Genomic DNA, 26,260 nt, shown 5'->3' with positions numbered 1-26,260 from the left:
GGACAAAACTTTTGTCCGGTTTTTTTTTACATTTTGTTCTTAACTGAACAGAGAGAAGGCGCTGTTCTCAGGTTTTCTAAAACAACCCAGGAGGAACAGCGACACATGACATCCGTTGTTGTTTAAGTTCTCTACAGGCATTACGGGCGGCAACCTCATCAAGACCTTTTAGGCGAGCTCTATAGAGTGAACCCTCTGCCTTATCAACTTGTTGAATGTGCACCTGAGTACTTGTAGGTGTTGATTTGATTTGGGCCAAGGCTTGGTCTGCGGCCATTTTTGCGGGCTCGTAGTTTTTGAATGCACCGACTTGAATTCCCCAATCCGTAATTTCTTGAACGGCACTACCGACAGGTTGCACCGCTGCAATCTGTTCTGGAGCAATCTGTCCGGGAAGAGACAGACCAGCAGATGCGGTCAGGATAGGCTGAGGCGCTGGTTGTGGCGGTGCGGAGACGATAACACTTTCACGACGGGGGTTCCGCTTTGGCGCAGCAGGTAACTTTGCAACCTGAGTGATGCCAACACGTTTGAAGCTTTTATCTAGAATTTCTTTCATATGACGGTCACGGGAACGACCGGTCTTTCCGCCAAAAACAACACCGATTAAACGACGTTCGTTACGTACCACGGATGCAACCAGGTTAAAGCCTGAAGCGCGGGTGTAGCCTGTCTTTATACCATCAGTTCCCTGATAACTGGCAAGGAGCTTGTTATGGTTTCGATAGGATCTGTTCTTGTACTTATAGCTCTGTGTTGAAAAGAGGTGATAGTACTGTGGAAAATCACGCTTTAGTGCGATAGCCAATTTTGACATATCGCGTGCTGTGCTCAATTGGCCACGATTTGGCAAGCCAGACGCGTTACGGAATGTTGTTCTGGTCATACCCAAGGCATGTGCCTTTTTGGTCATCATTCTGGCAAAAGTTGTTTCTTTTCCGCCGATGGCTTCGGCCATAACAACAGCTGCATCGTTCGCAGACTTTGTGACCAGTGCCATAATCACATCTTTGGTCGAAATGGTGCTTTTGTATCTCAACCCAAGTTTTGACGGTGCCATACCAGCAGCTCTCTTTGATACGGGGAGCTTTTGTTTCATGGTCAATTTGCCCTTTTCCAAGGCATCAAATGCCATGTAGAGGGTCATCATTTTTGTTAGGGAGGCAGGATAATTACGCGTATCTGCGTTTCTACTATATAGAACTTCGCCAGTATGTGCATCAATCACAAGGGATGCGTACTTGGCCTGTGCCGGTGCCATAAGCACGAACAGGGTCAGAAGCATAGTGGAAATGAGCTTCAGTCCTAGGTTCATTAATTCCCCCCTTTAAATGGGCTTGTCGATAAATTTTAGGCGATTTATCGAATGTTATAACTCAAATACGTCTACTAACCATTTAAAACAGAAGGATTCTACATAAAATCGATTCTTCTGTCTAGTTGCCATTAACCATCTGCCATCAGGATGACATATTTATCTTGAGAATGTGTAAAGATACAATGCCAATGTTAATAAATGGCAAAAATGGCGGAAAATTGTTTAATTTTACATATTGAGGATAAAATGCGTCTAGCTCAATTCGTGCCATTGGTATTTTCACCGCTGTTGCTTGCCGTGGGGTGCACTTATCAAGGAAATATCGATAAGCCTTACACACAAAAGGCGACTTGGTTCAGTTATGTTGGCGGGGATGATATCCGTGAACGTTGTGTTCCGGGTGTTACTGAATATCGATTGGTTTATAACGCTGTATATGATGAGCAGATTCGCAGCTATGAAATTAAAGGTCAGCCAGGTGGCTCTGCCGAGATGGTTTCCAGAGTTCAGGAAGGTCATGGTCTTAGGGGATCTAAAATCTCTCTTTCCGATCCTTTGGCCCAGTTTGGTTGGGAGAAATCTATCAAAAGACTTTCTGCTGCAGAAGTGAGTGAACTAGAGGGGCTTTTAAAAGTATCGGGCGCAGGCGAACCACATACAAAAGGGAACCGATTGCGATCTGATGATTTTTATTGGGTATCAGCACTCTGTTATGACGGTGCTTTTGTTTATAACGGCTGGAAGAAAACATCCGAAGGGTTTGAGCATCTGGCCTTTATACCTTTCTTACTCAAGCATGATGAAACAGGTATAGACGTAAATCCGGTTCGTGACGTTGGGACAAAAAATGCGGCGCGGATGCATCAGTCAAAAGCAGAACAACGAAAACATTTTGACCTTGAAGTCGGCGATAATGGCCTTTTGACCGCCTTTTAAAGCCGATCATTAATCTTAGATCCAAAAGGTCCTAGCTTGTTTTTCCAACAGGTGGCGCGAAAGCTTCACCTGTTTTTACATGTGCTGTACTAGATTTTATGGTTTCCACAGGCAAAGAGATTGTGATTTTCTGTCTCTTTTCGCGTTGGTTGTGGTGTGTCATTTTGGTTGCAATCGCGTTATGTGTTTGTTGCATTGCAGCATTGCCCTTGAAATCTCAAATTAAATGTGTATGTTAGTGTTTATGTTGCATTGCAGCATGAGTGAGTTGTCGGTTGGGGAGGATGAAGGTTCCGCCCTGAATTAAGAGCGAAGGCAGCCTTAATTTTTACCATAAGCGGGTAAATGCAGGCGGAACGCCGTGAAAACGAACTAATCCTAGGAGACTAAGGTGACAACAACAACTAAGAAAAAGTTGGCAGAAACGACCGAAAGTAAGGCGAAGGCAACACAAGCTAACGCCAAGAATACTGGTAAAGATACTGTCATTAACGGAACTGAAACCGTGGAGAATATGATGAAATCAAGTATGGACGCTGCTACTAAAGGCTATGAGCAAGCTTTTTCTTTTTCTCAAGCTCAAGCAGAAAAAGTTATGGATACTCTTTATAAGCAATGCGAAAGCGCTGCTGAATTGAACAAAGAAAGTGCTGAATTGGCTGCTAAGTCAGGCAACAGTATTTCTGAAGGTTATCAGAAGCTAAACTCAATGTTCATGGGCATGGCACAGGATGCTATGAAAAAGAACTTTGCAGTTGCAGAAGCTTTTCTTGGCGCAAAAGATTTCAACGAAGTAACAGACATTCAGTCTAGCTATGCACGTGAATCTTTTGATGCCATGGTAAAAAACGGCAATGAGCTAACAACACTGACAACCAAGCTGACGACTGAGGCTGTTGAGCCAGTTCGCAAGCAGGTTTCTGAAGCTGTTGAGAAAATGACAAAAGCTGCTGCTTAAGTTTTAAAAGCACGCTTTTTTATAAGTAACGCCGAAAGCCCTGCTTAACGCAGGGCTTTTTGTGTGAATAAAGCCCCCTATCTTGAACATAGCCATCTTGAACAGGGAATGCAGGCGCCCTATAATAATGCTGTTGGTAATAAAGTTTTACGTATGCTGTAAGGGGTTGGTTGTTTTTCACCAGCGCGAAAATTTTAGTCATGCTGAACTTTGTCACCTGTTTACCGAGATATAATAAAATTGTAGATACCTTGATGCGAGAACGTGATGTTGTTGGAAAAGTGTATCTCTGAAGATTAGAAATGATTAGGTAGTTTCTCTATGAGTGGAAAAGAGCGTGATGATGATTTTGGCACGTCGGACGACATTCTCGTAAAACCACGCGAGAAAACCAAACGTCCGTCGATGTACAAGGTTCTGTTGTTGAATGATGATTACACGCCGATGGAATTTGTTATTCATGTCCTGACACAGTTTTTTGGCAAGGGACAGGATGACGCCACGCGTATTATGTTACAGGTACATCAAAAAGGTGTTGGTGTATGCGGCGTGTTCAGCTATGACGTTGCCGAAACAAAAGCAACACAAGTGGTGGATCTTGCTCGTAAAAATCAGCACCCGTTGCAATGTACTATCGAAAAAGAATAATACAGGAATGATCCATAAATCGGGGGCAATCTGCCCCCATTTCTCTAAAATCTAAAATATCTAAAATCCAAAAAAAATCAGATTTCTTTTAATATTTACCCTTTCTTCTTTTTTTTACCTCTACAATAATTTTGTACAATTTAGGTAACATCCTGAAAAAGTATATAATTTAAGGGAAATGTACCTAATTTGGCCATTATTAAGGGCGATAAAGGTAATGTTATTTATCTAACGTCTTGTTGAGCGAACATACTCTCCCTAGGTATAGTTTGTAACAATGGTCAAAGAGATTGGGTTGATATTAGGGTACTGGGGTCTTGGTATTTTGTAAGCATAGACCGTTTGCATTTTGGGACGCTGGTAAGTCAACTCAAACAATCTGATCACGATGGTTGTGAAGGGAAGTTAATTTATGGCAATGCTATCAAACAATCTGGAACAGACACTGCACAGAGCCTTGGCCTATGCCAATGAGCGTCGGCATGAATATGCCACGCTAGAGCATCTGTTGCTGTCGCTCACAGAAGATCAGGATGGCATTTCAGTCTTTAGAGCTTGCGGTGTTGAAATTGAAACGCTGCGCGAAGATCTGCTGGATTACATCGATAACGATCTTTCTAATCTAACCACTGTCCATTTGGGCGATGCAAAACCAACAGCTGGGTTTCAGCGGGTTTTACAACGTGCCGCGATACATGTTCAGTCATCTGGCCGCGAAGAAGTGACAGGCGCCAATGTGTTGGTCGCCATGTTCTCGGAACGGGAAAGTCATGCTGTCTTTTTCTTGCAAGAGCAGGAAATGAGCCGGCTGGATGCGGTGAACTATATCAGCCATGGCATCACAAAGGTCGAAGGGTTGGAAGAAACCCGGACTATTCACGGTGCTGACGATTTAATGGATGAGGGTGAAAGCCAAGCAACCAAAGGGCGCGAAGCAATCGACGCTTATTGTGTTGATCTGAACCAGAAAGCCAAAGACGGTAAAATTGATCTGTTGGTTGGTCGCGAGCAGGAACTGGAACGCACAATTCAGGTTCTTTGCCGTAGAACCAAGAACAATCCGTTGTATGTTGGTGACCCTGGTGTTGGTAAAACCGCTATTGCCGAAGGTCTTGCCAAGAAGATTGTTGATGGCGAAGTGCCGGAAGTTCTCAAAGAAACTAAAATTTTCTCTCTCGATATGGGGTCGCTTTTGGCAGGAACTCGTTATCGTGGTGATTTCGAAGAACGACTTAAGGGCGTGGTTAAAGAAGTCGAAGCCATGGATGGTGCCGTCCTCTTTATTGATGAAATCCACACCGTTATTGGTGCTGGGGCGACATCTGGCGGATCTATGGATGCGTCGAACCTTCTTAAACCAGCATTACAGAACGGCGGTTTGAGCTGCATTGGGTCAACGACCTATAAAGAATATCGCAATCATTTTGAAAAAGATCGCGCCTTGGTACGTCGTTTCCAGAAAATCGATGTCGCTGAACCTTCAATTGAAGATGCTGTCAAGATTTTACGAGGCCTGAAGCCTTATTACGAGGAACATCACTCGGTTAAATACTCTAACGAAGCCTTGCGTACGGCTGTGGAACTTTCCGCACGTTACATTGGTGATCGAAAACTACCGGATAAAGCGATTGATGTGATTGATGAGGTCGGCGCATCACAGATGCTGTTGCCCGAAGACAAACGTAAAAAATCGCTAGGTGTGAAGGACGTTGAGGCCGTTGTGGCCAAGATTGCCCGCATCCCACCGAAATCAGTTTCGAAAGATGATAAATCTGTCCTCAAAAACCTTGAACGTGATCTCAAAACCATGGTTTACGGACAGGATCAGGTGATCACCTCTCTTGCGTCTGCGATTAAGCTGGCCCGTGCTGGGTTACGTACGCCGGAAAAACCGATTGGTAGTTATCTTTTCACTGGCCCAACTGGTGTCGGTAAGACAGAGGTCGCAAAACAGCTGTCTCATTCACTGGGTGTTGAGTTAACGCGTTTTGATATGTCCGAATATATGGAACGTCATGCAGTTTCTCGTTTGATCGGGGCGCCTCCGGGTTATGTCGGATTTGATCAGGGCGGTCTTCTGACTGATGCTATAGATAAGACGCCGCATTGCATTCTGTTGCTGGATGAAATTGAAAAGGCGCATCCGGATATCTTCAATATCCTGTTGCAGGTTATGGATAACGGTCGATTGACCGATAACAATGGCAAGACCATTGATTTCCGTAACGTGATCCTGATCATGACCTCTAATGCTGGTGCAGCGGATATGGCAAAGCCCGCGATTGGTTTCGGCCGAGAAGTGCGTATTGGGGATGATGAAGAGGCTGTGAACAAGATCTTCACACCGGAATTCAGAAACCGTCTGGATGCAATCATTCCCTTTAAGAACCTATCCCCTGTGGTTATGGCCAAGGTGGTCGACAAGTTCATTATGGAGCTTGAAACCCAGCTTGCTGACCGTCAGGTTACCTTTGAGCTGTCACCGAAAGCCAAGAAGTGGCTGGCAACGGAAGGGTATGATCCGCTCTATGGGGCACGGCCACTGGCCCGTGTTATCCAGAACGAAATCAAAAAACCGCTGGCCGAAGAACTTCTGTTTGGCAAGCTGACCCGTGGTGGTGTTGTCCGCATTGATATCAAGGACAATAAACCAAGCTTTAGCTTCCCGGATGAAACAAAAAAGCCAGGAGCAAAGAAGTCTCGGCGTAAGCAAAAGGCTTAGAAGTTTCTGCTATAAAAATGGCCCTGCATTTGCGGGGCCTTTTTTTATGGTTTCTATATTGTGTTTTTTCTAGCGACGAAGACTGTGCACTTTAGTGTCGCTGGAAGGGGGGCTTTCCCCCGTTCCAGCTAGATGCCTAAGTTTCCATAACTTGCTGTGAGTTATCTATGGCAGGATCTTCCTTATCAAGGACTGGATCAAGGGTAGAGCCTTTGTTCAAATTTCGGGTCATGTACATCATGGCCAGCAGAACAATGAGAAGTAAGCCGCTGCCCATCGTCAGGGCGTAGTCTTCCATTTGAAGGATTGAATAGAGGAAGCCATAGAGGGCAGATAGTAGGAAGCCGATGGCGAGGCCGTTGGTGCGACCTTTGGTGGCTGCGGTGATATAACTGGCAATCGATATGACAGTCACAGCTGCGGCGAGGGAATATGACAAGCTAAAGCTGATGTGCTCGGACAGCGTCAGTAGTATTAGATAGAACACGGACAGAGAAACCCCGACCAATAGGTACTGCACCAGATGCAAGCGGATACCACGGGTGAACTCGAACACCAGCAACATAAGGTATGTCAGGGCAACGAACATAATACCGTACTTCGCTGCACGTATAGACGTGCCGTAGTGGGACACTGGCTCAAAAAGCTGTGCTTCGGCAATGATTTCGCCCAAGTTTATATCATCTGATGCCCGGAAAACCTGAGGGTAATTTCGGGACAGGTGACTGACTTCCCAGGTGGCATTAAAGCTATCATTGGTGATATCACGGCTTTTGGGCAGGAACTGTCGAAAGCTTGGGTGGGGCCAGTCAGCGGAAATGTTTATCTGGGTGTTCATACCCAAAGGAATTGCCCTGATATTGCGACTACCGCGTAGCGAGGTGTCAAATTGTACGGAAAAATCAGTGAGATCCTGTGATGGATCAAGCTTGGCAGAAAAACCGCTGACAAGATAAGGTGTTTGCAAGCCAGTACCGGGCATCAGCTCTAGTTTTTTACCATTCACACGAACTGCTGGTGAGGAACCGATACCGCTGTTATCCGTTAAGGCAATGGCAATATAGGCTTGGTCATAGTGAATTTTTTGTAGGTTCTTTATCGGTGGTGGATCGAGACGAAAGTTTGCTGACCCTTTGATGTCAGCGGTATAAACAAGACTTTTATAGATGGAACGCTCTCTAAAGTCATGGGTGAGATCACTGTCGAGTTTTAGTTGATCGGGGAGTACAACCAGTTTGTCCTGGCCAGCGATAATCCGGTCCTTACCGTTGCTGTCTGTAATACGGGTTTCTGTTGTATAGGGAATAACAAGAATGGGCGCGGCAAGGGTTTGTTCCTGTCCCCATTCCTGATCGGTTTCATGAAGAACCGAACGATAAAGGCTGTGCCTTTCCTGCATTAGATCATGAACGAGCGCGGTGGGGATGAGCATCATCAAGGTCAGGAACCCGATAATAACAGCTTTGATCATCAACGGATTACTATTGGCAATTTTTCCTCCTAGATCTCCCGTTAATCCAGAAGCCTGTTGCGCATAGCGGCCATAGAGCCAGCGCAGACAGACCAGTCCGATGATGGCGCAAACACCTAAAAATAGAACGACGGCCAGAATGACCAGTACAGTGGTAAAGTCGATCATTTTTCCTCCCCCTTAAAGGAAATCTGCAATTGGAGCATCTCAAAAGACGCACTGAAAATTGATAAAAAGAAGTAATGAAGAAAGAGATAGAAGGGCTTTGGGCTGATTGTTTGAACTGATTGGGGCAATCCAAGGAAAAATGGCGCAAACTTGCCACAGTTTAAGCAAATCTATCGGCCAGGCTTTTTCTAGTGAGATTGAACCGACACCAAACTTGAAGGGGGATATGATGATAACGCGGGGTGTTCTTTCAACTGTATGTATTGGCGCGTCTTTGATTTTCTCTAGCTCTGTCTGGGCCGAGACCATGACGGGACAAAGTCTTGCCGAGGCTGCTTTGGACCGCACAACACAGAATGTTGTTTATGATGGTAGCTATCACTCAATTGCCTATCCCGGTGGTGATGTGCCTGCGAACATTGGTGTTTGTACCGATGTGGTGATCCGAAGCTATCGGGCGCTAGGGATTGATTTGCAAAAGCTGGTACACGAAGATATGCGGGCCAACTTTGCCAGCTATCCCAAGATATGGGGATTGAAAACAACGGATCGAAACATCGACCATCGCCGTGTTCCAAATTTACGAGTTTTCTTTACCCGCGATGGTCAATCCTTACCTTTGTCAGAAGCACCTGAAGATTATTTACCGGGCGATTTGGTCACATGGAACCTGAATAAAAGCGGATTACTGCCGCATATCGGTATTATCAGTAATCAAAAATCATCCAAGGGTGTGCCCCTGGTCGTTCACAACATCGGTTTCGGACCACAAATTGAAGATATGTTGTTCGATTACAAAATGACGGGGCATTATCGCTATATAAAGCGCTAAAATCCAAACTTTTACTTTGTTCTAATTGAGTATCTATTCGTTATTAGAACAAGTAACGCTGTTACTTTCTGAAGGGGCCGATTTCGTTGAGCATTTCGATTTCGCGGTCAACTGCCGGGTTTTCACTTTGTAAAAAGCGGGCGATGGCATCGCGGAAATTGGGATCGGAAATGCCGTGGAGGCTGTACGTTTTAGTCGGCAGGTAACCACGCTGTATTTTATGCTCTCCCTGCGCCCCGGCTTCGACCCGCTTGAGGCCATGGGTGATGGCATAGTCGATTGCCTGATAGTAACACAGCTCAAAGTGCAGGTTTGGGTAATGACCGTGGGACCCCCAGTTGCGGCCATAGAGTGTATCGCCGCCGACCAGATTGAGGGCACCAGCCACCATTATTGGGCTGGCGTATGATTGGTCCCATGCGGTACTCAAGATAACTTTGTTGCCCAGTTTTGATCCCAAAAGCTGAAAGAAATCGCGGTTGAGGTAATCGTGTGCGTGTTTTTTATCGACTGTGCTGAGATAGAGTTGATAGAACTGATCGCAAATTTCTGGCGTCAGATCCCCCCCCGTCAGGGTCTTAATTTCCAGACCGTGACTGTGTGCTTCGCGGCGTTCCTTTTTGATGGCCTTACGCTTGCGGGAAGACAGCGCAGCAAGGAAATCATCAAAGCTCTGGTAGTCGTTATTTTCCCAGTGATATTGCATTCCGGTGCGTGCGAGTAGTCCGGCGTCTTTAAGCTCGTGCCATTCCTGTTCTGTGGTAAAAGTCAGGTGCAGGGATGACGCTTCGTACTGTTGTAGAATTTGCAGCATGGCGTTGATGAGGGATAGGCGAAGTTCTTTCACCTCTTCTGATGTGGTCGGGGCGATGAGCAATCGTTTGCCTGTTACCGGGCTAAAGGGAACCGCTGATTGCAGTTTTGGGTAATAGGCGCGTCCCGCACGCTCGTAAGCATTTGCCCAGCTCCAATCAAAGACGTATTCGCCGTAAGAATGGCTTTTCAGATAAAGTGGCGCACAGGCAATGATAACGCCGTCATCGTTCATGATCGTGAGGTGCTGAGGTTGCCATCCAGTCTCGGCACTGACCGAGCCGCTTTCTTCTAATGCAGATAGGAAGGCGTGGGAAATAAAGGGATTATTATCCGGCGCATCGTTCTGGGCACAGCGATCCCAAGCTTCTGAGGGAATACTATTTATGCCGGGGTGAACTTCAACACGCAATTGGCTCATTCAAGACCTGGTTAATCAAGGCGGGGTAAGAAAATACAGTTCGCTAAAAATAGGAAGATAGGCTTGTGGATACAAGGCTTTAGACGGAGAAGAGAGGAATTTGATTAAGATCTCGACTTTCTGAGCTTTTAATAAGCAAAAGGCAGGCTGCGAAGCCTGCCTTTTGCTATCGTGATTTCTTCTTTAGCCTTTAGCCGATAAAGCTTTTAGCTAGTAATGAATAGCTTAGTCGATTTCAGCAACACAATCGACTTCAACAGCAATGCCAAGTGGCAGGCTAGGCGCTGAAACGGCGGCACGTGCATGAACACCTTTGTCACCGAAGACTTCAACCATCAAGTCCGACACGCCATTGATGACTTTTGGCTGATCAACAAAGTCAGGTGTGGAGTTTACAAAACCACCAAGTTTGACGATGCGCTTAACGCGATCGAGATTGCCATCTGTTGCTGCGTAAAGCTGGGCAATGATGTTGATACCGCAAAGACGGGCCGCTTCCTGGCCTTCTTCGACAGACATGGTGTCGCCAAGCTTACCCTTGTAGAGGACTTCGCCATCTTTGATCGTGATCTGACCAGATATAAAAACGGTGTTGCCGGATGTTACGTAACCGACATAGTTTGCAACTGCTTTCGCAGGCTGAGGGACTTCAATTCCAAGTTCTTTCAAACGGGCATCAACTGTACCAGTCATGGCTCTATCCTTATGATTTTTAATGTTATCTTCTAAGAACGCGCCCCTTTACACAGGGATCTCGTTTAATTCCGGGGACGTGTTCTTAAGCCTGTACAAGAGCAAACAGATCCATGGTTTTCCCATACGTAATTTGTATTTTGCTCTTCCCAACTTTAAAAACTGCGCGAATTTTATCGCTCCTGCTTAGAGACGCAAGCAAAGTTCGCAAAAGAGCACAGAAAAATAGGTTTTTTAAACTCAGTTATCGCATTTGAGGAACATTGTGTCGTTTATGTTCTACTGATCTTTGCGAATCTTAGGGGGTAAATAAAGGGACGTAAATGTGAGAATAATTTTATTACTCATCATTTTGAACCTTGTGAATAAGAAAAATATATTCTTCACGTTTCTAATAGTTTTATTGTTAACAGCGTAAAAATAAGCCCAGTAACTTATTCTGTCACTGGGCTTATTTTATTTATCTACGCGATATTCATCTGGCATGATAAAGACTTCATCCGCTCGTCCATATCTTCCGTCTTTTACTTCTTCGATGAGTACCATTGTCGTCGGTCTGACAACTTTCCCCGAAATAGCTGACTAATAGATCGGTTGTTTTATGGACCAGATCCTCTTTCTGCCTGATAGTCAGAGATGACTCTGATAATTTGAAGTTTGCAAATGGTATATTCTAGTTCTTTTTTTGTTGTAGATGTTTTTGTGTCTAAATTGCGCCACCGTTTGCGCGAATGGTTTGTCCAGTAATCCAGCCACTATCTGGTCCGGCAAGAAATGAAACGATAGCGGCAATATCATTGGGCGTACCAAGTCGCCCCAATGGAATTGATTGAATTATCTTTTGAATCAACTCGTCTGATTTTCCTGCCGTTAAAAAATCAGTTTCAATAGGACCTGGCGAAACGGTGTTTACCGTAATTCCTTTTGGGGCAAGTTCTTTGGCCAATACTGGGGTCATCGCTTCTATTGCCGCCTTAGAAGCAGCATAAAGACCGTATGAGGGTTGATATAATCCAACAACGCTAGAGGAAATATTGATGATACGTCCCTTATCGCTTAATCTTTTAGCAGCCTCTCTCATACCTCTGAAGGTGCTCCCAAAATTCACCTGGGAATGAAGGTCGAAATCTGAATCACTTGCCTCTTCTATTGTTGAATTTCGCATGACCCCTGCATTGTTAATCAGAGTGGTTACTTGGCTAAAATTTTCTTCTGCCGCATCAAAAAGTTTGATCATCATCTGTGTGTCGCTGACATCGCCCTGTATGGCTATCGCTTTACCTTTGTTTTCGATAATGTTGGTAATCGTTTTCTGAGCTGTTAGTTGATCGTGGATATAATTTACGATGATCGAATATCCATCAGCAGCAAGTTGTAGTGCAATTTCCGCTCCTATCCCCTTGCCTGCTCCAGTTACGATTGCTGTTTTTTGTTTTGTCGTCATGTTTCCTCCTTCTATTTGTTTAATATAAATAAATTTAAGAGCTGGATAATTAGGGTATTATTGAAATGATAATCCGGTTATTCTGAACAAATGGCAGATCGACTAAATGCAATGCGGTTGCTCAGCAGGGTGATTGAGCGAGGCAGTTTCACTGCTGCTGCAAAAGATTTAAATATTCCGCGCTCAACAGCGACTGATGTTATCCAACGTTTGGAACAAGATCTGGGTGTGCGACTTTTAGATCGAACTACAAGGCACGTTTCGCCAACACTTGATGGTAAAGCCTATTATGAACGATGCTTATTAATTCTGGCGGATATAGAAGAAGCAGAGGATGCTTTACGTGGTGATGAACCTTCGGGGGTTTTGCGTATAGATGCGCATGGAACACTGACGCGTACTTTTCTTTTACCACATTTGTCGAATTTTTTCGCAAAATATCCTAAAATAGAACTGCATCTCGGACAAAGTAATCGCTTGGTAAATCTTGTTAAAGAAGGTGTTGATTGTGTGATCCGTGCGGGAATACCTGATGAAAGCGGAATGATCATGCGCCAGTTGACACATCTTCCTGAAACCACCTGTGCGAGTCCTGAATATTTGGACAGATATGGAGTTCCCAAAACGCTGGATGATCTTGATGGGCACCGTATGATTGCTTTTATGTCATCGCGTACGGGCAAGCCTTTGCCACTTGAGTTTCAAACATCTGAAGGGATAAAAACTGTGCTGTTAAAATCTCAGTTAGTAGCTAATGATTCTGAAACTATTCATGAATTAGCACTTATGGGATACGGTCTGGTACAGGCTCCTCGGTATCGATTTTTTGATGATATTAAACAGGGGAATTTGAAAGAGGTGCTGTCTGATTGTCCTCCTTCTCCGATGCCGCTTGCTGCATTTTATCCGCAAAATCGTCAACTCTCTCCGCGTGTAAGAGTCTTTGTTGATTGGGCTGTTGAAATATTCAAGAAAGCAGATTTAGGCAACGATTAAAATTTATCATCTTGATACGAAACGTAAAATACAAAAAGGGTGGCGTTAAGCCACCCTTTTTGCTGCGAAGAAGCGGGAAGCGACAAGAGAGATCTGGATCTTGTCGCGCTCACCGTACCTCTATCAGTCATCCCACACGATGCCCCCCACCGTGATGACTGAAAAACTGCTCCGTTAGGAGCAACCTGTTGTCCCGCCGCAGGTGTCGCATTTTAGGCAAGTACCGTTACGGACAAGGGTAAAGTTTCCACATTCAGGGCAAGAGTCGCCTTCGTAGCCTTTCATGCGGGCTTCACGAACTTTTTCCATGCGTGGGTTGGCAGATTTTGTTGTGGTGGTTTGCACAACAGTTTCTGTCTGCGCCGGGGCTGCTACTTCTTGTGTTGCTTCGGCTGTTGCCGCAGAGGCCACGAGTTCTTCCGCTGGGCGACCACCGTTCACAACAACGAGCTTGTTCCGAACATATCCGGTGGAAGCAACGCGACGGACAGTTTCTGCCACGGCATCTTCCGGCTTTGGTGGCGTGCTTTGGCCGTCACCTCTGCCCAGCGTATCTGGTGTGATGTCTGCTGGTTCTACATGGGCCAGATCATTACGGCCAAGATAGGAAACAGCCAATTCGCGGAAGAGGTAATCAAGAATAGACGTTGCCATTTTGATCACGTCGTTGCCTTCGACCATACCTGATGGCTCAAAGCGAGTGAATGTATAGGCTTCGACGTACTCTTCTAATGGAACACCGTATTGCAGACCGATAGAAATCGCGATGGCGAAGTTGTTCATCAAGCTACGGAAGGCCGCGCCTTCTTTGTGCATATCAACAAAAATTTCACCAAGTTCACCATCTTCGTACTCGCCTGTACGCAGATACACTTTGTGGCCACCAACGATGGCTTTTTGTGTGTAGCCCTTACGACGAGATGGAAGCTTTTTACGCTCGGTAATGGTTTTCTCTATAACGCGTTCGATGATGCGTTCGGCAACAATCTCAACACGCTTAGCGGAAGATGCTTCTTCCATTTCATCCTGTTCGTCTTCATCGAGTTCAAGAAGAACACCAGAAGAAAGAGGCTGAGACAGTTTGGACCCATCGCGGTACAGCGCATTGGCTTTTAGGCCGAGTTTCCAAGACAGCATGTAAGCGTCTTTACAATCATCGATGACTGCATTTGCCGGCATGTTGATTGTTTTGGAAATCGCACCAGAAATAAATGGTTGTGACGCCGCCATCATACGAATGTGGCTTTCGGCTGAAAGGAAACGTTTGCCAGTTTTACCGCATGGGTTCGCGCAATCGAAAATCGGTAGGTGTTCGTCTTTAAGGTGCGGTGCACCTTCGAGGGTCATGGCCCCTGTGCAATAGATGTTGGCAGCTTCAATGTCTTTGCGGTTGAAGCCAAGTTCAACAAGCATGTCAAAGTTCATGTCATTGAGCTGTTCTTCCTTGAAGCCCAATACATCTTTGCAAAGGTCATCACCAAGGGTCCATTTGTTGAAAATGAACTTGATATCAAAGGCACTACCTAGGCCGGATTCAACGGCTGCGATGGCTTCGTCTGTAAAGCCTTTGGCTTTGAGAGTTTTATGGTTGATGCCCGGTGCATCTTTCAGCGTACCGTGACCAACTGCAAACTTGATGATCTCGCTGATTTGTTCTTCACTGTAACCAAGGTTGCTCAAAGCACCCGGTACTGTGCGGTTAATGATTTTGAAATAACCACCGCCAGCAAGTTTTTTGAACTTCACGAGGGCGAAGTCAGGTTCGATGCCTGTGGTATCGCAATCCATAACAAGACCGATTGTCCCTGTTGGCGCAATCACAGTGGTTTGTGCGTTACGATAACCGTGTTTCTCACCAAGCTCTAGCGCCTGATCCCAAGCTGCTTTGGCAGCTTCGACCATGTTTTGATCTGGGCAGTCTTTGGCAACGATTGGCACGGGCAGAACTTCGAGTTCTTCGTAACCAGCGGCTTCGCCATAAGCTGCACGACGGTGATTACGCATCACGCGCAGCATGTCTTTTTTGTTAAGATCATAGCGTTTGAACGCGCCGAGTTCACCCGCCATTTCAGCGGATGTGGCATAGGCTGTACCGGTCATGATCGCACTTAGGGTTGCGCAGATGGCGCGGCCTTCGTCTGAATCATAGGAAACGCCCGCGGACATTAACATGCCGCCGATGTTGGCAAAGCCAAGGCCCAGTGTACGGAATTCATAAGAATATTGAGCAATGGCTTTTGATGGGAATTGTGCCATCAAAACAGAGATTTCCAGTGCGATGGTCCACAGACGTGTTGTGTGGGTGTAAGCTTCGATATCAAAGCTGCCATCTTCGCGCAGGAAGGTCATCAGGTTCATGGATGCCAAGTTACAAGCAGTATCATCCAGGAACATGTATTCGGAACACGGGTTAGAACCGTTGATGCGACCAGATTTAGGGCAGGTATGCCACTCGTTAATCGTGGTGTCGTATTGGATGCCGGGATCGGCACAGGCCCAAGCTGCGTGTGAAATTTGATCCCAAAGATCGCGCGCTTTGACGGTTTTTTGTACTTTTCCATCAGAACGGCGGATAAGGTCCCAGTCACTGTCTTCTTCTAGCTTTTGGAAGAAGCCGTTGGCAACACGCACAGAGTTGTTTGAGTTCTGGCCGGATACTGTCAGATAAGCATCAGAATCCCAGTCTGTGTTGTAGGTTTCGAATTCAATGTTTGTGAAGCCTTGTCCCGCGAATTGAAGAACACGCTGAACGTAGCTCATGGGCACTTCGTGACTGCGTGCTGCTTTAATGGCTGCCTTCAGTGTCGTGTTCTTGCGCGGATCAACACGGTCTTTGCCTGAAAGTTGATCTGTATTGCAGGCAGCCATGATTTTGGTCAGGTGTGTCTGGCAGATTTTAGAACCAGCAACCAGTGCAGCAACTTTCTGTTCTTCTACAACTTTCCAGTTGATGTATTCTTCGATATCCGGGTGGTCCAGATCAACGGTTACCATCTTAGCAGCGCGACGTGTGGTGCCACCTGATTTGATAGCACCCGCCGCGCGGTCACCAATTTTCAAAAAGCTCATCAAACCGGAAGACTTACCACCACCGGAAAGAGGTTCTGCCGAGCCACGAACGCGTGAGAAGTTTGTGCCAGTACCAGAACCGTATTTAAACAGACGCGCTTCACGAACCCAAAGATCCATGATCCCGTTTTCGTTTACGAGATCATCATCAACAGACTGAATGAAACAGGCGTGTGGTTGTGGATGCTCGTAAGATGACTTTGACTTGGTGAGTTTGCCTGATTTGTAATCTACATAGTGGTGGCCCTGCCCGGGACCATCAATACCATAGGCCCAATGCAAGCCAGTGTTGAACCACTGTGGAGAGTTTGGCGCTGTCATTTGATTGGTGAGCATGTAGCGCATTTCATCAAAATATGTACGGGCGTCTTCTTCGCTGTCGAAGTAGCCACCTTTCCAGCCCCAATAAGTCCAAGTGCCTGCAAGACGGTCAAAAACCTGTTTGGCAGAAGTTTCGCCAATGATGCGTTCGTCTTCGGGGATGTCAGACATTGCATCATGATCAGGTTCTGAGCGCCACAACCATGACGGGACAGAGTTTTCTTCTATTCTTTTTAGTCTTTGGGGGATACCGCGCTTGCGGAAGTATTTTTGCGCAATAATGTCACAAGCCACTTGGCTCCAACTGGCCGGGACCTCAATATCCTTAGCCTGGAAGACGATAGAGCCATCCGGATTTTTGATTTCACTGGTTGTATAGCGAAATTCAATTGCGTCGTAGACGTCTTTTCCGGCTTCTGTAAAGCGACGTGCGATGCGCATGCCGTATCCCCTTTTAATAATACAAAACTCATTGACAAAATCCCGAAGATAGGGGTGTTGATATCCTATCCCGAAGCTCGCTCGTATCGCGTTGCCCACAAGTCTAGGACTCTGCGGGTTTCTGCGAGTAAAAGCACATTTTGTTGATCTGAAGTGATTTAACCACAATATTTGGTTGTCGTCACCCGTATTTTGCGTATTGACACACTATTTTTTGTGCCGACGGTCTGGCATAAGCCTGTGGATAAATCTGTTGATGAGTAGAGGAGAAAATCTATTGTGGCTGAAAAGTGGCGGGAAAATCAAACTCTTTGAAGGATATATAAAATGCTATTTTATTTATTTAAAAATGTGCAAAAAAGATCTCGGGCAACTTCGAATCTAAGTCGCTTAATTCAGAAATAATTTTAACGTTTTTTCATTACCGATTCGTGTCAGGAAAAAGAAAAATATAAGATTACATTTATCTAAGAACGATCTGTTCTTGGCCCGATAAGTGATAAGCATCTGAATTTTCTAGCTAATGCCAATAGGTTGTAATTACATAAAATTTAAGTGAATAGCTTTGGTGAGAGGATCAGGTGCCTGTGATTAGAAGTGTTGGGTATATAGCCTAAGCTGTGGGAACCCTGACGGGGCGGTAACAGGAAATAACTACGGCTGCTAAAACAAGAATAGACCCTATAATTTGAGACAGGTTTAACGTTTCGTTCAAAATAAGAACTGCTGTAATAATAGAAACAACAGGTTCTATATTAAAGAGCATCGCTGTCCGGGACGGGCCGACAAAATTGACCGTCGCGATTTGTCCTAGGGTGGCCAAAAGATAAAGCAAGGCAATTGCAATGGACAAAGACCAGCCAACTGTCAGGTTTGTCCACTCGTGCGGTAAGGTGATATTGTCATCAACAAGAAGGTACAGGCAGGTCAGCGCGGTTGCGACGATATTGACATAGAAGACAATTGTCAGGTTCGGAACGTGTGTCACGACTGATCTGCTCACAATCAGAGTTCCTGTTATAGACAGGGATGCGCCAAGAACGAAGAAAACTCCGCGCCAATCCAGTTCATTGATGTTTGGCCCTAATGCAATTGTAATCCCTATAAAAGCAAGAAGAGAAAGTCCCAGTTGTACAGGGTTGGGCCACCGCCTTTGCAAAAGCGGGTCGATAACGGTGACAATCACCGGGTAGGTATAAAACAGGATCGCAGCCAAGCTCACCGGGATATAAATGACTGCTGAAAGATAACAGACTGTGACGCTGAAGATAAAAAGGCCCATCATGCAAAGTGGGATCATTTTATTTCTGGGCACGGAAAATGTCGTTTTGCTGGCAAGCAGGATTGTGATCATGATGATACTGCCAAGAACAAACCTAATGATGGTTGCGCTACTAGCTGTTACCCCGATCGTGTAGGCAAAGGGAAAAATAGGGGTGATCAGCCCAAAAGAGGCTCCGCCAACAAGGCCTGTGAGGATCCCGAAGAGGGGAGGTTTTTTAATTGCTATGTTGCTCACGGTTCTGCTCTTCAGATTCTGTCAGTGTTTATGAGGCGTTAGGGTAAAGGTATATGATTTAACCCTAGAAAGTCTTCGCTTGATACTTTTCTTGGTCATGGCATGTTTTCATCATGATTAGGTCAGGGGAAAGCCGTTGTGGAAAGTTAAATCCGCTAAATAAACGCCTTTGGGCGGCATTTTTTGGGGGGGAGCATTTTTTTAACTCAATATAGAGGCGTGTATCGTTTGACGCTCTATGTTATTTAGGGCTGAGATAAAAACAGGGTATCAATAAGGTCCAAAGACCGGGATGAAAGACGACTGAATGAGAGTTAGTTTATCAGATTTTCGTGACAGACTTGAAGATTGTCTGGAAGCCAGAGGCGCGCAGGAAATTACACTTGATCGTGCCGCTGCTATGGTGCAATGGGCAGAGCGCCTTCATCGGTGTGGCATTCGCTTTCTGGCTAAAAATAAATCCGCTTATAGCCAGACAGACATGACAAAGATTGAATTGCTGTCCGAGAAAGATAATGCTGCGTTTCTTGATGCGAATTGGCAGTCGCTGGCAGTCGCGGGTATTCAGGCCGTCGAGAAGGCAACACATAAGGCACGTGAACAGGGAATGGGACTTGCCGTTATCACAAATGTTTGTGATCTCGTCGGGTTAGGTCAGCTTGTTGAAGACGCCGTGGAAGATGGCTTGGCCTGTTTTGCTACCTTTGTTGTCGATCCGGTTTCTGACGAAGGTCAGATCCTGACAGAGCTTTATGGCAGTAGCCGGGGGATTGTTGGCGTCCCCGGAGCCGAAGAAGATTTGTATATTGAACTGTATGGTCTTCCTGTCAGTCATGACGCCTTTGTCCAAGGAATTACACCGGGGAATATTGGTGAGCTGGTTGTGAGTGCCTTAACCAAAACGGACAAACAGGTCCCTGGCTGTACAATACTGGTTTTGGATCTGCCACAGCTTTACCCTGATATGATCAAAGCTCTTGAAGCTGGTGTTTCTTCTGTACCAGCAAGGCTATTTAACCCCGCCGATCAGATAGCAAGAAATCAGGATATTGCCGAAGAAGGTTATCAGGTTGAAGAGGGGGACTGGAAAGCTATTTGTGAACCTGAAGGGCTTACTGTCGTCCCAAAAGATGACCAAGAGGCATAGCTGAGTAAAAATTACGTCATTTTTGCGCCCTTTGGACTGGACTGAAAGGGGTTGCAGTGTAATATTCAGCGCAGAAAGATAAGTCGTGTTTTGATGGCGCTACTTATTATTTACCGAAAAAGATCAGTTACCTTAAGTAGCTGTTCATAAGACAGATATATAAGAATAGGGTTGAACCCAATTCAATTAAGGAAGAGATATGGCTGGAACTCCTCTTGGAACTCGTCTGTTCACATGGCTCAAAGGCGAGCTGGTTGGACAAGATCAGGACGGCAACAAGTTCTATCGCACCAAGGGTGGCAGTGAAGTGCATAAAAATAGCCTGCGGTCCGAACGTCGCTGGGTTATTTATAATGGTGAACCGGAAGCCAGTCGTGTTTCTGCTGACTGGCATGCCTGGATTCATCATACAACGGATGAACTTCCACCTGAAGGTGGTTATGCCAAACATGAATGGCAGCAAGAGCACCAGCCAAATAAAACTGGAACAGCAGAAGCTTACCGCCCAAAAGGCAGTATGCTAAAAGCTGGTGAGCGCCCGCGGGTTTCTAGTGATTACGATGCCTGGCAGCCTGAATAAACTCTGGTCCTTTTTTAGGTAGAGATTAAATTGACGTGATCTTTGCCGCTAACTTTTTAACTTAACTTTCCCCTGTAGGTGAGCTTGATGAATAGAAGTATTGTTGAAACGATTATTGGCGGGCTTGTCTTGCTTGTTGCTGTTTCCTTTGGCTTCTTTGCCTTTAGCAGTAGTTCTGGTGGCTCTTCTAATGGGTACGAGGTGGTTGCCGAGTTTGATAATGCCAATGGTCTGGTCTCGGGCACAGATGTCGAAATTGCGGGTGTAAAGGTTGGGACAGTTCTTCGTCAGGAACTGGATAAAGATACGTATTTTGCTGTTGTCACACTTTTGATCGATGAAGACGTTAAGCTTCCCAAGGGGACGTCTGCACGTATTTTATCAGATAGCCTGTTGGGGGGGAATTTTGTTAGTCTTGAGCCCGGCGGTGAAGATGATTACATCGAAGCAGGTGGCCTTATTATCGATACTCAGGGATCTGTAAATCTTATGGATCTTCTCGGTCGTTTTGTTTTTTCTTCGGCCGACAACAATTAAAAGATAACAGTTAAAAACGGTCAGTATCCCAAAAGATGTCCTGAGGGAATTTCAGCATGACGGATAAGAGCAAATCGACAACTGTCTGGCGTCAACCCGACGGCGAGCCTCTTTCTTGCCTTGAAAAGATCAAAGTCTTGAATGAAAATCTCGAAGAAATAAGAGAACTTTCACAAGATGCGTTGGAAGACGCGGTTCTTATGGGGGGGGATGAAGATCAACTTCGTGAAGTCCTAAGGGCAATTGTTGATGACCTGGTTAATCCTTACGCCTCAAAAAAACACTGATAGGATCATCAGAGGGAAATTTGTAGCTTGTTACTGATCGCGAAAAAAATAACGACGGTTCGAATTGCGTCCCTGTCAGCTATAGCATCCTTAAGCGGTGCAATTGCCGCAACACTCATAGGGCTGTCGCCTCTATCTGCACGTGCTGAAATGATTTCTCATGAAGTTGCTGTCCTACAAGGCCTCAACAAGATTACAGCGCGCGTTTCAGAATTGCATGTGCCAGTAAACCAGCCAGTACGTTTTGGGTCTCTCGAGATTACAGCAAGAGAGTGTCGTAAAAGCCGGCCGGAAGAAATGCCTGAATCAGCATCCTTCCTTGAAATTGATGATCATAAAGAAAATGTCGAAGCCACACGGATGTTTACCGGATGGATGTTTGCGTCATCCCCTGCCGTGTCGGCAATGGAACACCCAGTTTACGATATATGGGTGGTGAACTGTATGTCATTGGATGAGGCACGGGCCGCTGAAGCAAAAAAGGCTGAAGAAGAAGGCAAGGCTGAAGGCGTTCAGGCAACTGAATAGCCGCTTAAGCCTATAATTCTCTGATCGTAATACGTTTTAGTCGATGATTGAGAGGTAAAACCTCTGTGTATCTCGTGGTTTCTGTTTTGCTTTGTCAGGTTTGTTGTCACTCAACGTATGCAGTAATGATTATTTTTGTCGCTTTTGGGGCAGTTTATTAATCTATTTAAGTCGTCATGCCAAACAGTCTCAAAGACCTTTGTTCGCATCCGATGTGGAAAATTTTTCAAGCAGCCAATTTTTGAGGGCGCGGCCTGTATTACTAAGCGGCGGATTATTCGGATGAACGAGGTAGTAGCTTTTTTCCAATGAAAGTCTTTGCGGAAAGGGCTCGATTAACTCCCCTTGCTTCAGTTCATCTTGTACCATCAAAGCATTACTTAAGATCACTCCTTGGCTTCGTTTCGCTGCATCAATGGCCAATAAGGTTTGGTCAAAATGTAATGCTGTGATTTCTTTTCTGGCTTCTGTATCGATAGACGTAAACGCGCTTAACCAATCGTCCCAGAACGGATATGGGCTGGTAATGATAATTGTTGTTTTGGTGAGCTGGTTCGGGTGTTTAAGCCCGACCGCTTCACGGTATTGGGGGGTGCAAAATAATCTCACTTCATCATCATGAACTAATTGTATATTTAGTGATGAATCCTTTCCGTCAAAGTGCCTTATCGCTAAATCTACGGATTCTTCATTGAAATTTACAGGGGTATTTGAGGCATTTATGTGAACTTCAATGTTGGGATGTTGACTGACAAAATCCTCTAAACGAGGCCCTAACCATTTGGCAGCCAAAGTTTGTGATAAAGATAGACAAACAGTATTTGACTGCTTCTCTCGAAAGCTCTTGCTAGCTGAGTTTATCTGTTCTAACGCCGGAGCAACACGACTGTAGTAGCTCATACCTTGGTCAGTTACTTTTAGCTGGCGGATTTCACGCACAAACAGCCGATGTCCTAGCCAATGTTCCAATTTTTGAACCTGTTGAGACACTGCGCCTGGTGTGACGCACATCTCTTCAGCAGCCAGCTTAAAGCTTGCGTGTCGAACAGCAGCTTCGAAGGCAACGAGTGATCTTAGTGGAGGCATTGACTTGTAAATCATGTGTTCTTTAGCTCTTAAGATAAAATAGAAAAACTATTTTATCGGGTAGGATAAATCGTTTGTCGTAATTCTGCAAATCTATAAAAGTGAAGGCAATTCCAACAGTGTGAATGATTCTTGGCGAGTCATTGAGGGGAAGTGTATGAAATATTTACCTATGATAGCTTTTTTGGCACTAGGAGTTATTTGGGGCAGTAATTTTATTTATATGAAAATGGCTTCTGAGCTGATTACTTCTTCACAAATTGTTCTGCTAAGGGTCTTATTTGGGTTCCTGCCAATTTTCTTTTATGCCTATGTGACAAAAGCAATAAAACTATCTCATATGAAACACATAGGGCATTTTTTTGTGATGTCATTATTGGCAACTGTAGCCTATTATTATGGCTTCGCCAAAGGATCGTCTCTTCTGCTTTCCGGTGTGGCTGGTGCACTTAGTGGGACGATTCCTATTTTTGCGCTCTTATTAGGACTGTTCTTTATTTCCGAAGAGCGTATCTCAATGAACAGGACCATTGGCCTGTTCTTAGGGTTACTTAGCGTATTCCTCATTGCGAACCCTTTTTCTGGCGACCTAGCTTCAACGAATATTGAAGGTGTAATTTACATGGTATTTGGGTCGCTGAGTATCGGGGCATCTTTTGTGTATGCCAAAAGATACGTCTTGCCACTCAAAATATCTTCAGCGGCATTAACCACTTATCAGTTAGGGGTGGCATTGCTGGTCCTGTGTGCGATTACAGATTATGAAGGTATTGGAAATATTCGAGGTGATCTACATGTCGCGATTGGTCTTGTTGTTGGTCTGGGCTTGCTTGGAACGGGCCTTGCCTATCTTATTTATTATTACATCATCGATAAATTGGGAGCCATTTCTGCGTCTTCTGTAACCTATATTCCGCCCGTGGTTGCTTTAATTATCGGGGCTGTAATCGTAGGTGAGGATATTCGAATGGTTGATTATTTTGCTACTGGATTAATCTTTTTGGCCGTTATGCTCGTGAACAAAAAAACGCCAAATGCAGCAGTTGAATAAATAACCTATAGTAATCATACTTCTCGCAGAGGATGTAGATACTAGTTTTTACCTGTGCGAAGAGAGCCATTGTATTCGTGGCAGAATTAGATGTACTTCATTTTTTACATCTTGGTTCCAAGGGTAGGACTTATCTTGCTAAGATAATAGCTATCTAAAGTTAGAAATGGGTGTTTTCAATTGTGACGAATAAGATTATTCGTCTGTGAAAATGGCTGGACGATTGCCCTTGCAGCTTTCAATAAAGCCTGACAGTTCATCCTCTGAAAGCTCCAAGGGAAAACGAGCGGGGGCTTGCATCGCTTCAAATAGGCATTTTTTATAAATCTCACGATCTATTTCAATTGTGCCAAACTGGCTTAGATGTTCTGTCGTGAACTGTGTGTCCAGCAGGGTATAGTTCCCCTTCACAAGGCGGGCTGCCAGATGAATAAGAGCAACTTTGCTGGCATTACTACGGCGAGAGAACATGCTTTCACCAAAAAAAGCACCACCGAGTGAGACGCCGTAAAGGCCGCCGATAAGCTTGCCATCAAGCCAACATTCCACAGAATGCGCAAACCCGCGTTCGTGAAGTTGAGTGTATATTTTCTTAATAAGGGGATTGATCCAAGTATCTGGTCGCTGTGATGTTGTTGCGGCGCACATTTCCAATACATCTGCGAAAGATGTATTGCAGCGGACTTCGAAAGGATTTTTTTTTAGTATTTTTCGCAAAGAGCGAGAGATGTGGATTTTATCCAGAGGAAGAATGCCGCGATTCTCTGGATCTATCCAATGTAAATCCAGAGAATCATGACTTTCTGCCATTGGAAATACCCCAATGGTATATGCTTTTAAGAGTAGATCTGCTGTGATCTCCATGAACACCTATGCCCAGAAAATTATGCTTCAACACTTATTCGGGGAATGCCTGTCCAGTTTTTACCCTTTATTCAAGCTATCAACAAATTTTTCCAACCAGTGGATATCATAGACACCGGATTGAAACTCTTCGTTATTTACCAATTCCATATGTAGTGGAATTGACGTGTTTACACCATCAATCACGTACTCTTGCAGGGCACGCCTTGTTTTCATAATGCAATCAGCACGATCGTCCCCATGAACAATCAGCTTGGCGATCATGCTATCATATGTTGGTGGAATTTTATATCCTGCATAGATCGCTGCATCAACACGAACACCAAGGCCGCCAGGGGCATGGTAACCTTTGATCAGACCTGGGGATGGCATAAAGTTGAAGGGGTGCTCAGCATTAATCCGGCACTCAATCGCGTGCCCTTTCAGGACAACTTCTTCTTGAGTGTGGCTCAGCTTTTCGCCAGCAGCAACGCGGATCATTTCCCGCATAAGGTCAATGCCACTGATGGCTTCTGAAATCGTATGCTCTACTTGAATACGTGTATTCATCTCGATGAAATAGAATTCACCATTTTCATAGAGATATTCAATGGTGCCAGCACTTTTATAGCCGAAGCCGAGCATCGCATCAGCAGAGATTTTACCAATACGCTCACGCTCTTCATCGGTCAGCATCGGTGATGGAGCTTCTTCCAGAACCTTTTGGTGACGCCGTTGAAGAGAGCAATCGCGTTCACCCACGTGGATCGCGCCGCCTTGACCATCACCTAGTAACTGGATTTCAATATGCCGGGGTGTACCCAGATATTTTTCCATATAGACAACGTCATCGCCAAAGGCAGACTTTGCTTCGGTACGTGCCAGCCGGAAACCTTGACGAAGTTCATCATCGTTATTGGCGACTTTCATGCCACGACCACCGCCACCAGAACGGGCTTTGATTAGGACAGGATAGCCTATTTCCTTGGCAATTTTAATACCATCTTCGGCACTCTCAAGTGCGCCATCTGATCCAGGAACTACCGGAATACCCAGCTTGATTGCAGTTTCTTTCGCAGCAACTTTGTCACCCATAATCCGAATGTGTTCGGGGGAGGGACCAATAAAGGTAAAACCGTGCTCTTCAACCATTTCGGCAAAATCAGCATTCTCTGAAAGAAAGCCAACGCCGGGATGAATCGCATCAGCACCAGTCATTGTTGCAGCAGAAAGAATCGCTGGAATGTTGAGGTAACTGTCTTTGCTTGGTGCTGGGCCAATACAAACGGACTCATCGGCAAGGCGAACGTGCATTGCGTCGGAATCTATTGTGGAATGGACTGCAACAGTTTCGATGCCCATATCGCGACAAGCCCGAAGAATTCTAAGGGCAATTTCGCCGCGATTGGCAATGAGGATCTTTTTGAACAT

Annotated in this window: 23 protein-coding genes; 12 read left to right on the top strand and 11 right to left on the bottom strand. The window is 45.3% G+C overall.

The genetic code is table 11. From position 1 onward, the window contains the following. Positions 1 to 76: 76 nt before the first annotated feature. Positions 77 to 1,315, bottom strand: a complete 1,239-nt coding sequence (locus tag ACN0W5_RS08555) for a serine hydrolase (RefSeq protein ID WP_417453729.1) — start codon at positions 1,313 to 1,315, stop codon at positions 77 to 79. 249 nt (positions 1,316 to 1,564) lie between these two features. Here ACN0W5_RS08555 and ACN0W5_RS08550 point away from each other — a divergent pair, with 249 nt between their 5' ends. Then, a complete protein-coding gene (locus ACN0W5_RS08550) occupies positions 1,565 to 2,254 on the top strand; it encodes a hypothetical protein (RefSeq protein WP_417453728.1) in 690 nt (229 codons plus the stop codon). A 31-nt stretch (positions 2,255 to 2,285) separates the two neighbouring features. Here ACN0W5_RS08550 and ACN0W5_RS08545 read toward each other — a convergent pair whose 3' ends face one another. Continuing rightward, positions 2,286 to 2,450, bottom strand: coding sequence for a hypothetical protein (locus tag ACN0W5_RS08545; RefSeq protein WP_417453727.1), 165 nt, complete (start codon positions 2,448 to 2,450; stop codon positions 2,286 to 2,288). Positions 2,451 to 2,645: 195 nt separating this feature from the next. Here ACN0W5_RS08545 and ACN0W5_RS08540 point away from each other — a divergent pair, with 195 nt between their 5' ends. The 3 genes from ACN0W5_RS08540 to clpA all read left to right on the top strand — a co-directional run bounded on the left by ACN0W5_RS08540 (position 2,646) and on the right by clpA (position 6,582). Continuing rightward, positions 2,646 to 3,212, top strand: coding sequence for a phasin family protein (locus ACN0W5_RS08540; RefSeq protein ID WP_417453726.1), 567 nt, complete (start codon positions 2,646 to 2,648; stop codon positions 3,210 to 3,212). Between the two features lie 321 nt (positions 3,213 to 3,533). Further along, positions 3,534 to 3,860 carry an ATP-dependent Clp protease adapter ClpS gene (gene clpS, locus ACN0W5_RS08535; RefSeq protein ID WP_299380750.1) on the top strand — a complete coding sequence of 109 codons (327 nt, stop codon included), beginning with the start codon at positions 3,534 to 3,536 and terminating at the stop codon, positions 3,858 to 3,860. Positions 3,861 to 4,278: 418 nt separating this feature from the next. After that, the gene (clpA, locus tag ACN0W5_RS08530) at positions 4,279 to 6,582 is read left to right on the top strand and encodes an ATP-dependent Clp protease ATP-binding subunit ClpA (RefSeq protein WP_417454028.1); all 2,304 of its coding nucleotides are present in this window, start codon (positions 4,279 to 4,281) and stop codon (positions 6,580 to 6,582) included. A 136-nt stretch (positions 6,583 to 6,718) separates the two neighbouring features. Here the strand turns inward: clpA and creD are convergent, their stop codons facing one another. After that, complete coding sequence (gene creD, locus ACN0W5_RS08525) at positions 6,719 to 8,221, bottom strand: cell envelope integrity protein CreD (RefSeq protein WP_417453725.1); 1,503 nt, start codon at positions 8,219 to 8,221, stop codon at positions 6,719 to 6,721. Between the two features lie 106 nt (positions 8,222 to 8,327). On the opposite strand from creD, the gene ACN0W5_RS08520 reads away from it, so the two are divergent. Further along, positions 8,328 to 9,053, top strand: coding sequence for a DUF1287 domain-containing protein (locus ACN0W5_RS08520; RefSeq protein WP_417453724.1), 726 nt, complete (start codon positions 8,328 to 8,330; stop codon positions 9,051 to 9,053). A gap of 61 nt (positions 9,054 to 9,114) precedes the next feature. On the opposite strand, the gene ACN0W5_RS08515 is transcribed toward ACN0W5_RS08520, so the two are convergent. The 3 genes from ACN0W5_RS08515 to ACN0W5_RS08505 form a co-directional block, all read right to left on the bottom strand. Then, positions 9,115 to 10,287 (bottom strand): GNAT family N-acetyltransferase, encoded by a 1,173-nt coding sequence (locus ACN0W5_RS08515; RefSeq protein WP_417453723.1) that lies wholly within the window; start codon positions 10,285 to 10,287, stop codon positions 9,115 to 9,117. A 225-nt stretch (positions 10,288 to 10,512) separates the two neighbouring features. Further along, the gene (locus ACN0W5_RS08510) at positions 10,513 to 10,980 is read right to left on the bottom strand and encodes a RidA family protein (protein ID WP_299373167.1); all 468 of its coding nucleotides are present in this window, start codon (positions 10,978 to 10,980) and stop codon (positions 10,513 to 10,515) included. Between the two features lie 706 nt (positions 10,981 to 11,686). After that, on the bottom strand, positions 11,687 to 12,424 hold the full coding sequence (locus ACN0W5_RS08505) for an SDR family oxidoreductase (protein WP_417453722.1): 738 nt from the start codon (positions 12,422 to 12,424) through the stop codon (positions 11,687 to 11,689). Between the two features lie 90 nt (positions 12,425 to 12,514). Between ACN0W5_RS08505 and ACN0W5_RS08500 the strand changes: the two genes are divergently transcribed. Beyond that, positions 12,515 to 13,420 carry a LysR family transcriptional regulator gene (locus tag ACN0W5_RS08500; protein ID WP_417453721.1) on the top strand — a complete coding sequence of 302 codons (906 nt, stop codon included), beginning with the start codon at positions 12,515 to 12,517 and terminating at the stop codon, positions 13,418 to 13,420. Between the two features lie 174 nt (positions 13,421 to 13,594). Here ACN0W5_RS08500 and ACN0W5_RS08495 read toward each other — a convergent pair whose 3' ends face one another. Together ACN0W5_RS08495 and ACN0W5_RS08490 are read right to left on the bottom strand one after the other, a co-directional pair. Next, positions 13,595 to 17,251: a vitamin B12-dependent ribonucleotide reductase gene (locus ACN0W5_RS08495; RefSeq protein ID WP_417453720.1), complete on the bottom strand. Its 3,657-nt coding sequence runs from the start codon at positions 17,249 to 17,251 to the stop codon at positions 13,595 to 13,597. A 613-nt stretch (positions 17,252 to 17,864) separates the two neighbouring features. Then, positions 17,865 to 18,770, bottom strand: a complete 906-nt coding sequence (locus tag ACN0W5_RS08490) for a DMT family transporter (RefSeq protein WP_417453719.1) — start codon at positions 18,768 to 18,770, stop codon at positions 17,865 to 17,867. 307 nt (positions 18,771 to 19,077) lie between these two features. On the opposite strand from ACN0W5_RS08490, the gene ACN0W5_RS08485 reads away from it, so the two are divergent. From ACN0W5_RS08485 to ACN0W5_RS08465, 5 genes are all read left to right on the top strand, one after another. Beyond that, a complete protein-coding gene (locus ACN0W5_RS08485; RefSeq protein ID WP_417453718.1) occupies positions 19,078 to 19,917 on the top strand; it encodes a hypothetical protein in 840 nt (279 codons plus the stop codon). Positions 19,918 to 20,116: 199 nt separating this feature from the next. Beyond that, complete coding sequence (locus ACN0W5_RS08480; RefSeq protein ID WP_299381046.1) at positions 20,117 to 20,497, top strand: NADH:ubiquinone oxidoreductase subunit NDUFA12; 381 nt, start codon at positions 20,117 to 20,119, stop codon at positions 20,495 to 20,497. Positions 20,498 to 20,584: 87 nt separating this feature from the next. Continuing rightward, positions 20,585 to 21,034 (top strand): outer membrane lipid asymmetry maintenance protein MlaD, encoded by a 450-nt coding sequence (mlaD, locus tag ACN0W5_RS08475; RefSeq protein WP_417453717.1) that lies wholly within the window; start codon positions 20,585 to 20,587, stop codon positions 21,032 to 21,034. Between the two features lie 56 nt (positions 21,035 to 21,090). Then, on the top strand, positions 21,091 to 21,321 hold the full coding sequence (locus tag ACN0W5_RS08470) for a hypothetical protein (protein ID WP_299381044.1): 231 nt from the start codon (positions 21,091 to 21,093) through the stop codon (positions 21,319 to 21,321). 27 nt (positions 21,322 to 21,348) lie between these two features. Beyond that, entirely contained in the window at positions 21,349 to 21,849 is a 501-nt protein-coding gene (locus ACN0W5_RS08465) for a DUF2155 domain-containing protein (RefSeq protein ID WP_417453716.1), read from the top strand. A gap of 189 nt (positions 21,850 to 22,038) precedes the next feature. Here ACN0W5_RS08465 and ACN0W5_RS08460 read toward each other — a convergent pair whose 3' ends face one another. After that, positions 22,039 to 22,950 carry a LysR substrate-binding domain-containing protein gene (locus tag ACN0W5_RS08460; RefSeq protein ID WP_417453715.1) on the bottom strand — a complete coding sequence of 304 codons (912 nt, stop codon included), beginning with the start codon at positions 22,948 to 22,950 and terminating at the stop codon, positions 22,039 to 22,041. 142 nt (positions 22,951 to 23,092) lie between these two features. Between ACN0W5_RS08460 and ACN0W5_RS08455 the strand changes: the two genes are divergently transcribed. Beyond that, positions 23,093 to 23,986, top strand: coding sequence for a DMT family transporter (locus ACN0W5_RS08455; RefSeq protein ID WP_417453714.1), 894 nt, complete (start codon positions 23,093 to 23,095; stop codon positions 23,984 to 23,986). Positions 23,987 to 24,181: 195 nt separating this feature from the next. Here ACN0W5_RS08455 and aat read toward each other — a convergent pair whose 3' ends face one another. After that, positions 24,182 to 24,850 (bottom strand): leucyl/phenylalanyl-tRNA--protein transferase, encoded by a 669-nt coding sequence (gene aat / locus ACN0W5_RS08450; protein WP_417453713.1) that lies wholly within the window; start codon positions 24,848 to 24,850, stop codon positions 24,182 to 24,184. Between the two features lie 60 nt (positions 24,851 to 24,910). Continuing rightward, positions 24,911 to 26,260, bottom strand: a complete 1,350-nt coding sequence (gene accC, locus ACN0W5_RS08445; RefSeq protein ID WP_417453712.1) for an acetyl-CoA carboxylase biotin carboxylase subunit — start codon at positions 26,258 to 26,260, stop codon at positions 24,911 to 24,913.

The organism is Kiloniella sp., assembly GCF_048270245.1.
GTDB lineage: Bacteria > Pseudomonadota > Alphaproteobacteria > Kiloniellales > Kiloniellaceae > Kiloniella.
The sequence above is the reverse complement of the archived record's forward strand: the minus strand, read 5'-3'. Positions and strand labels throughout refer to the sequence as shown.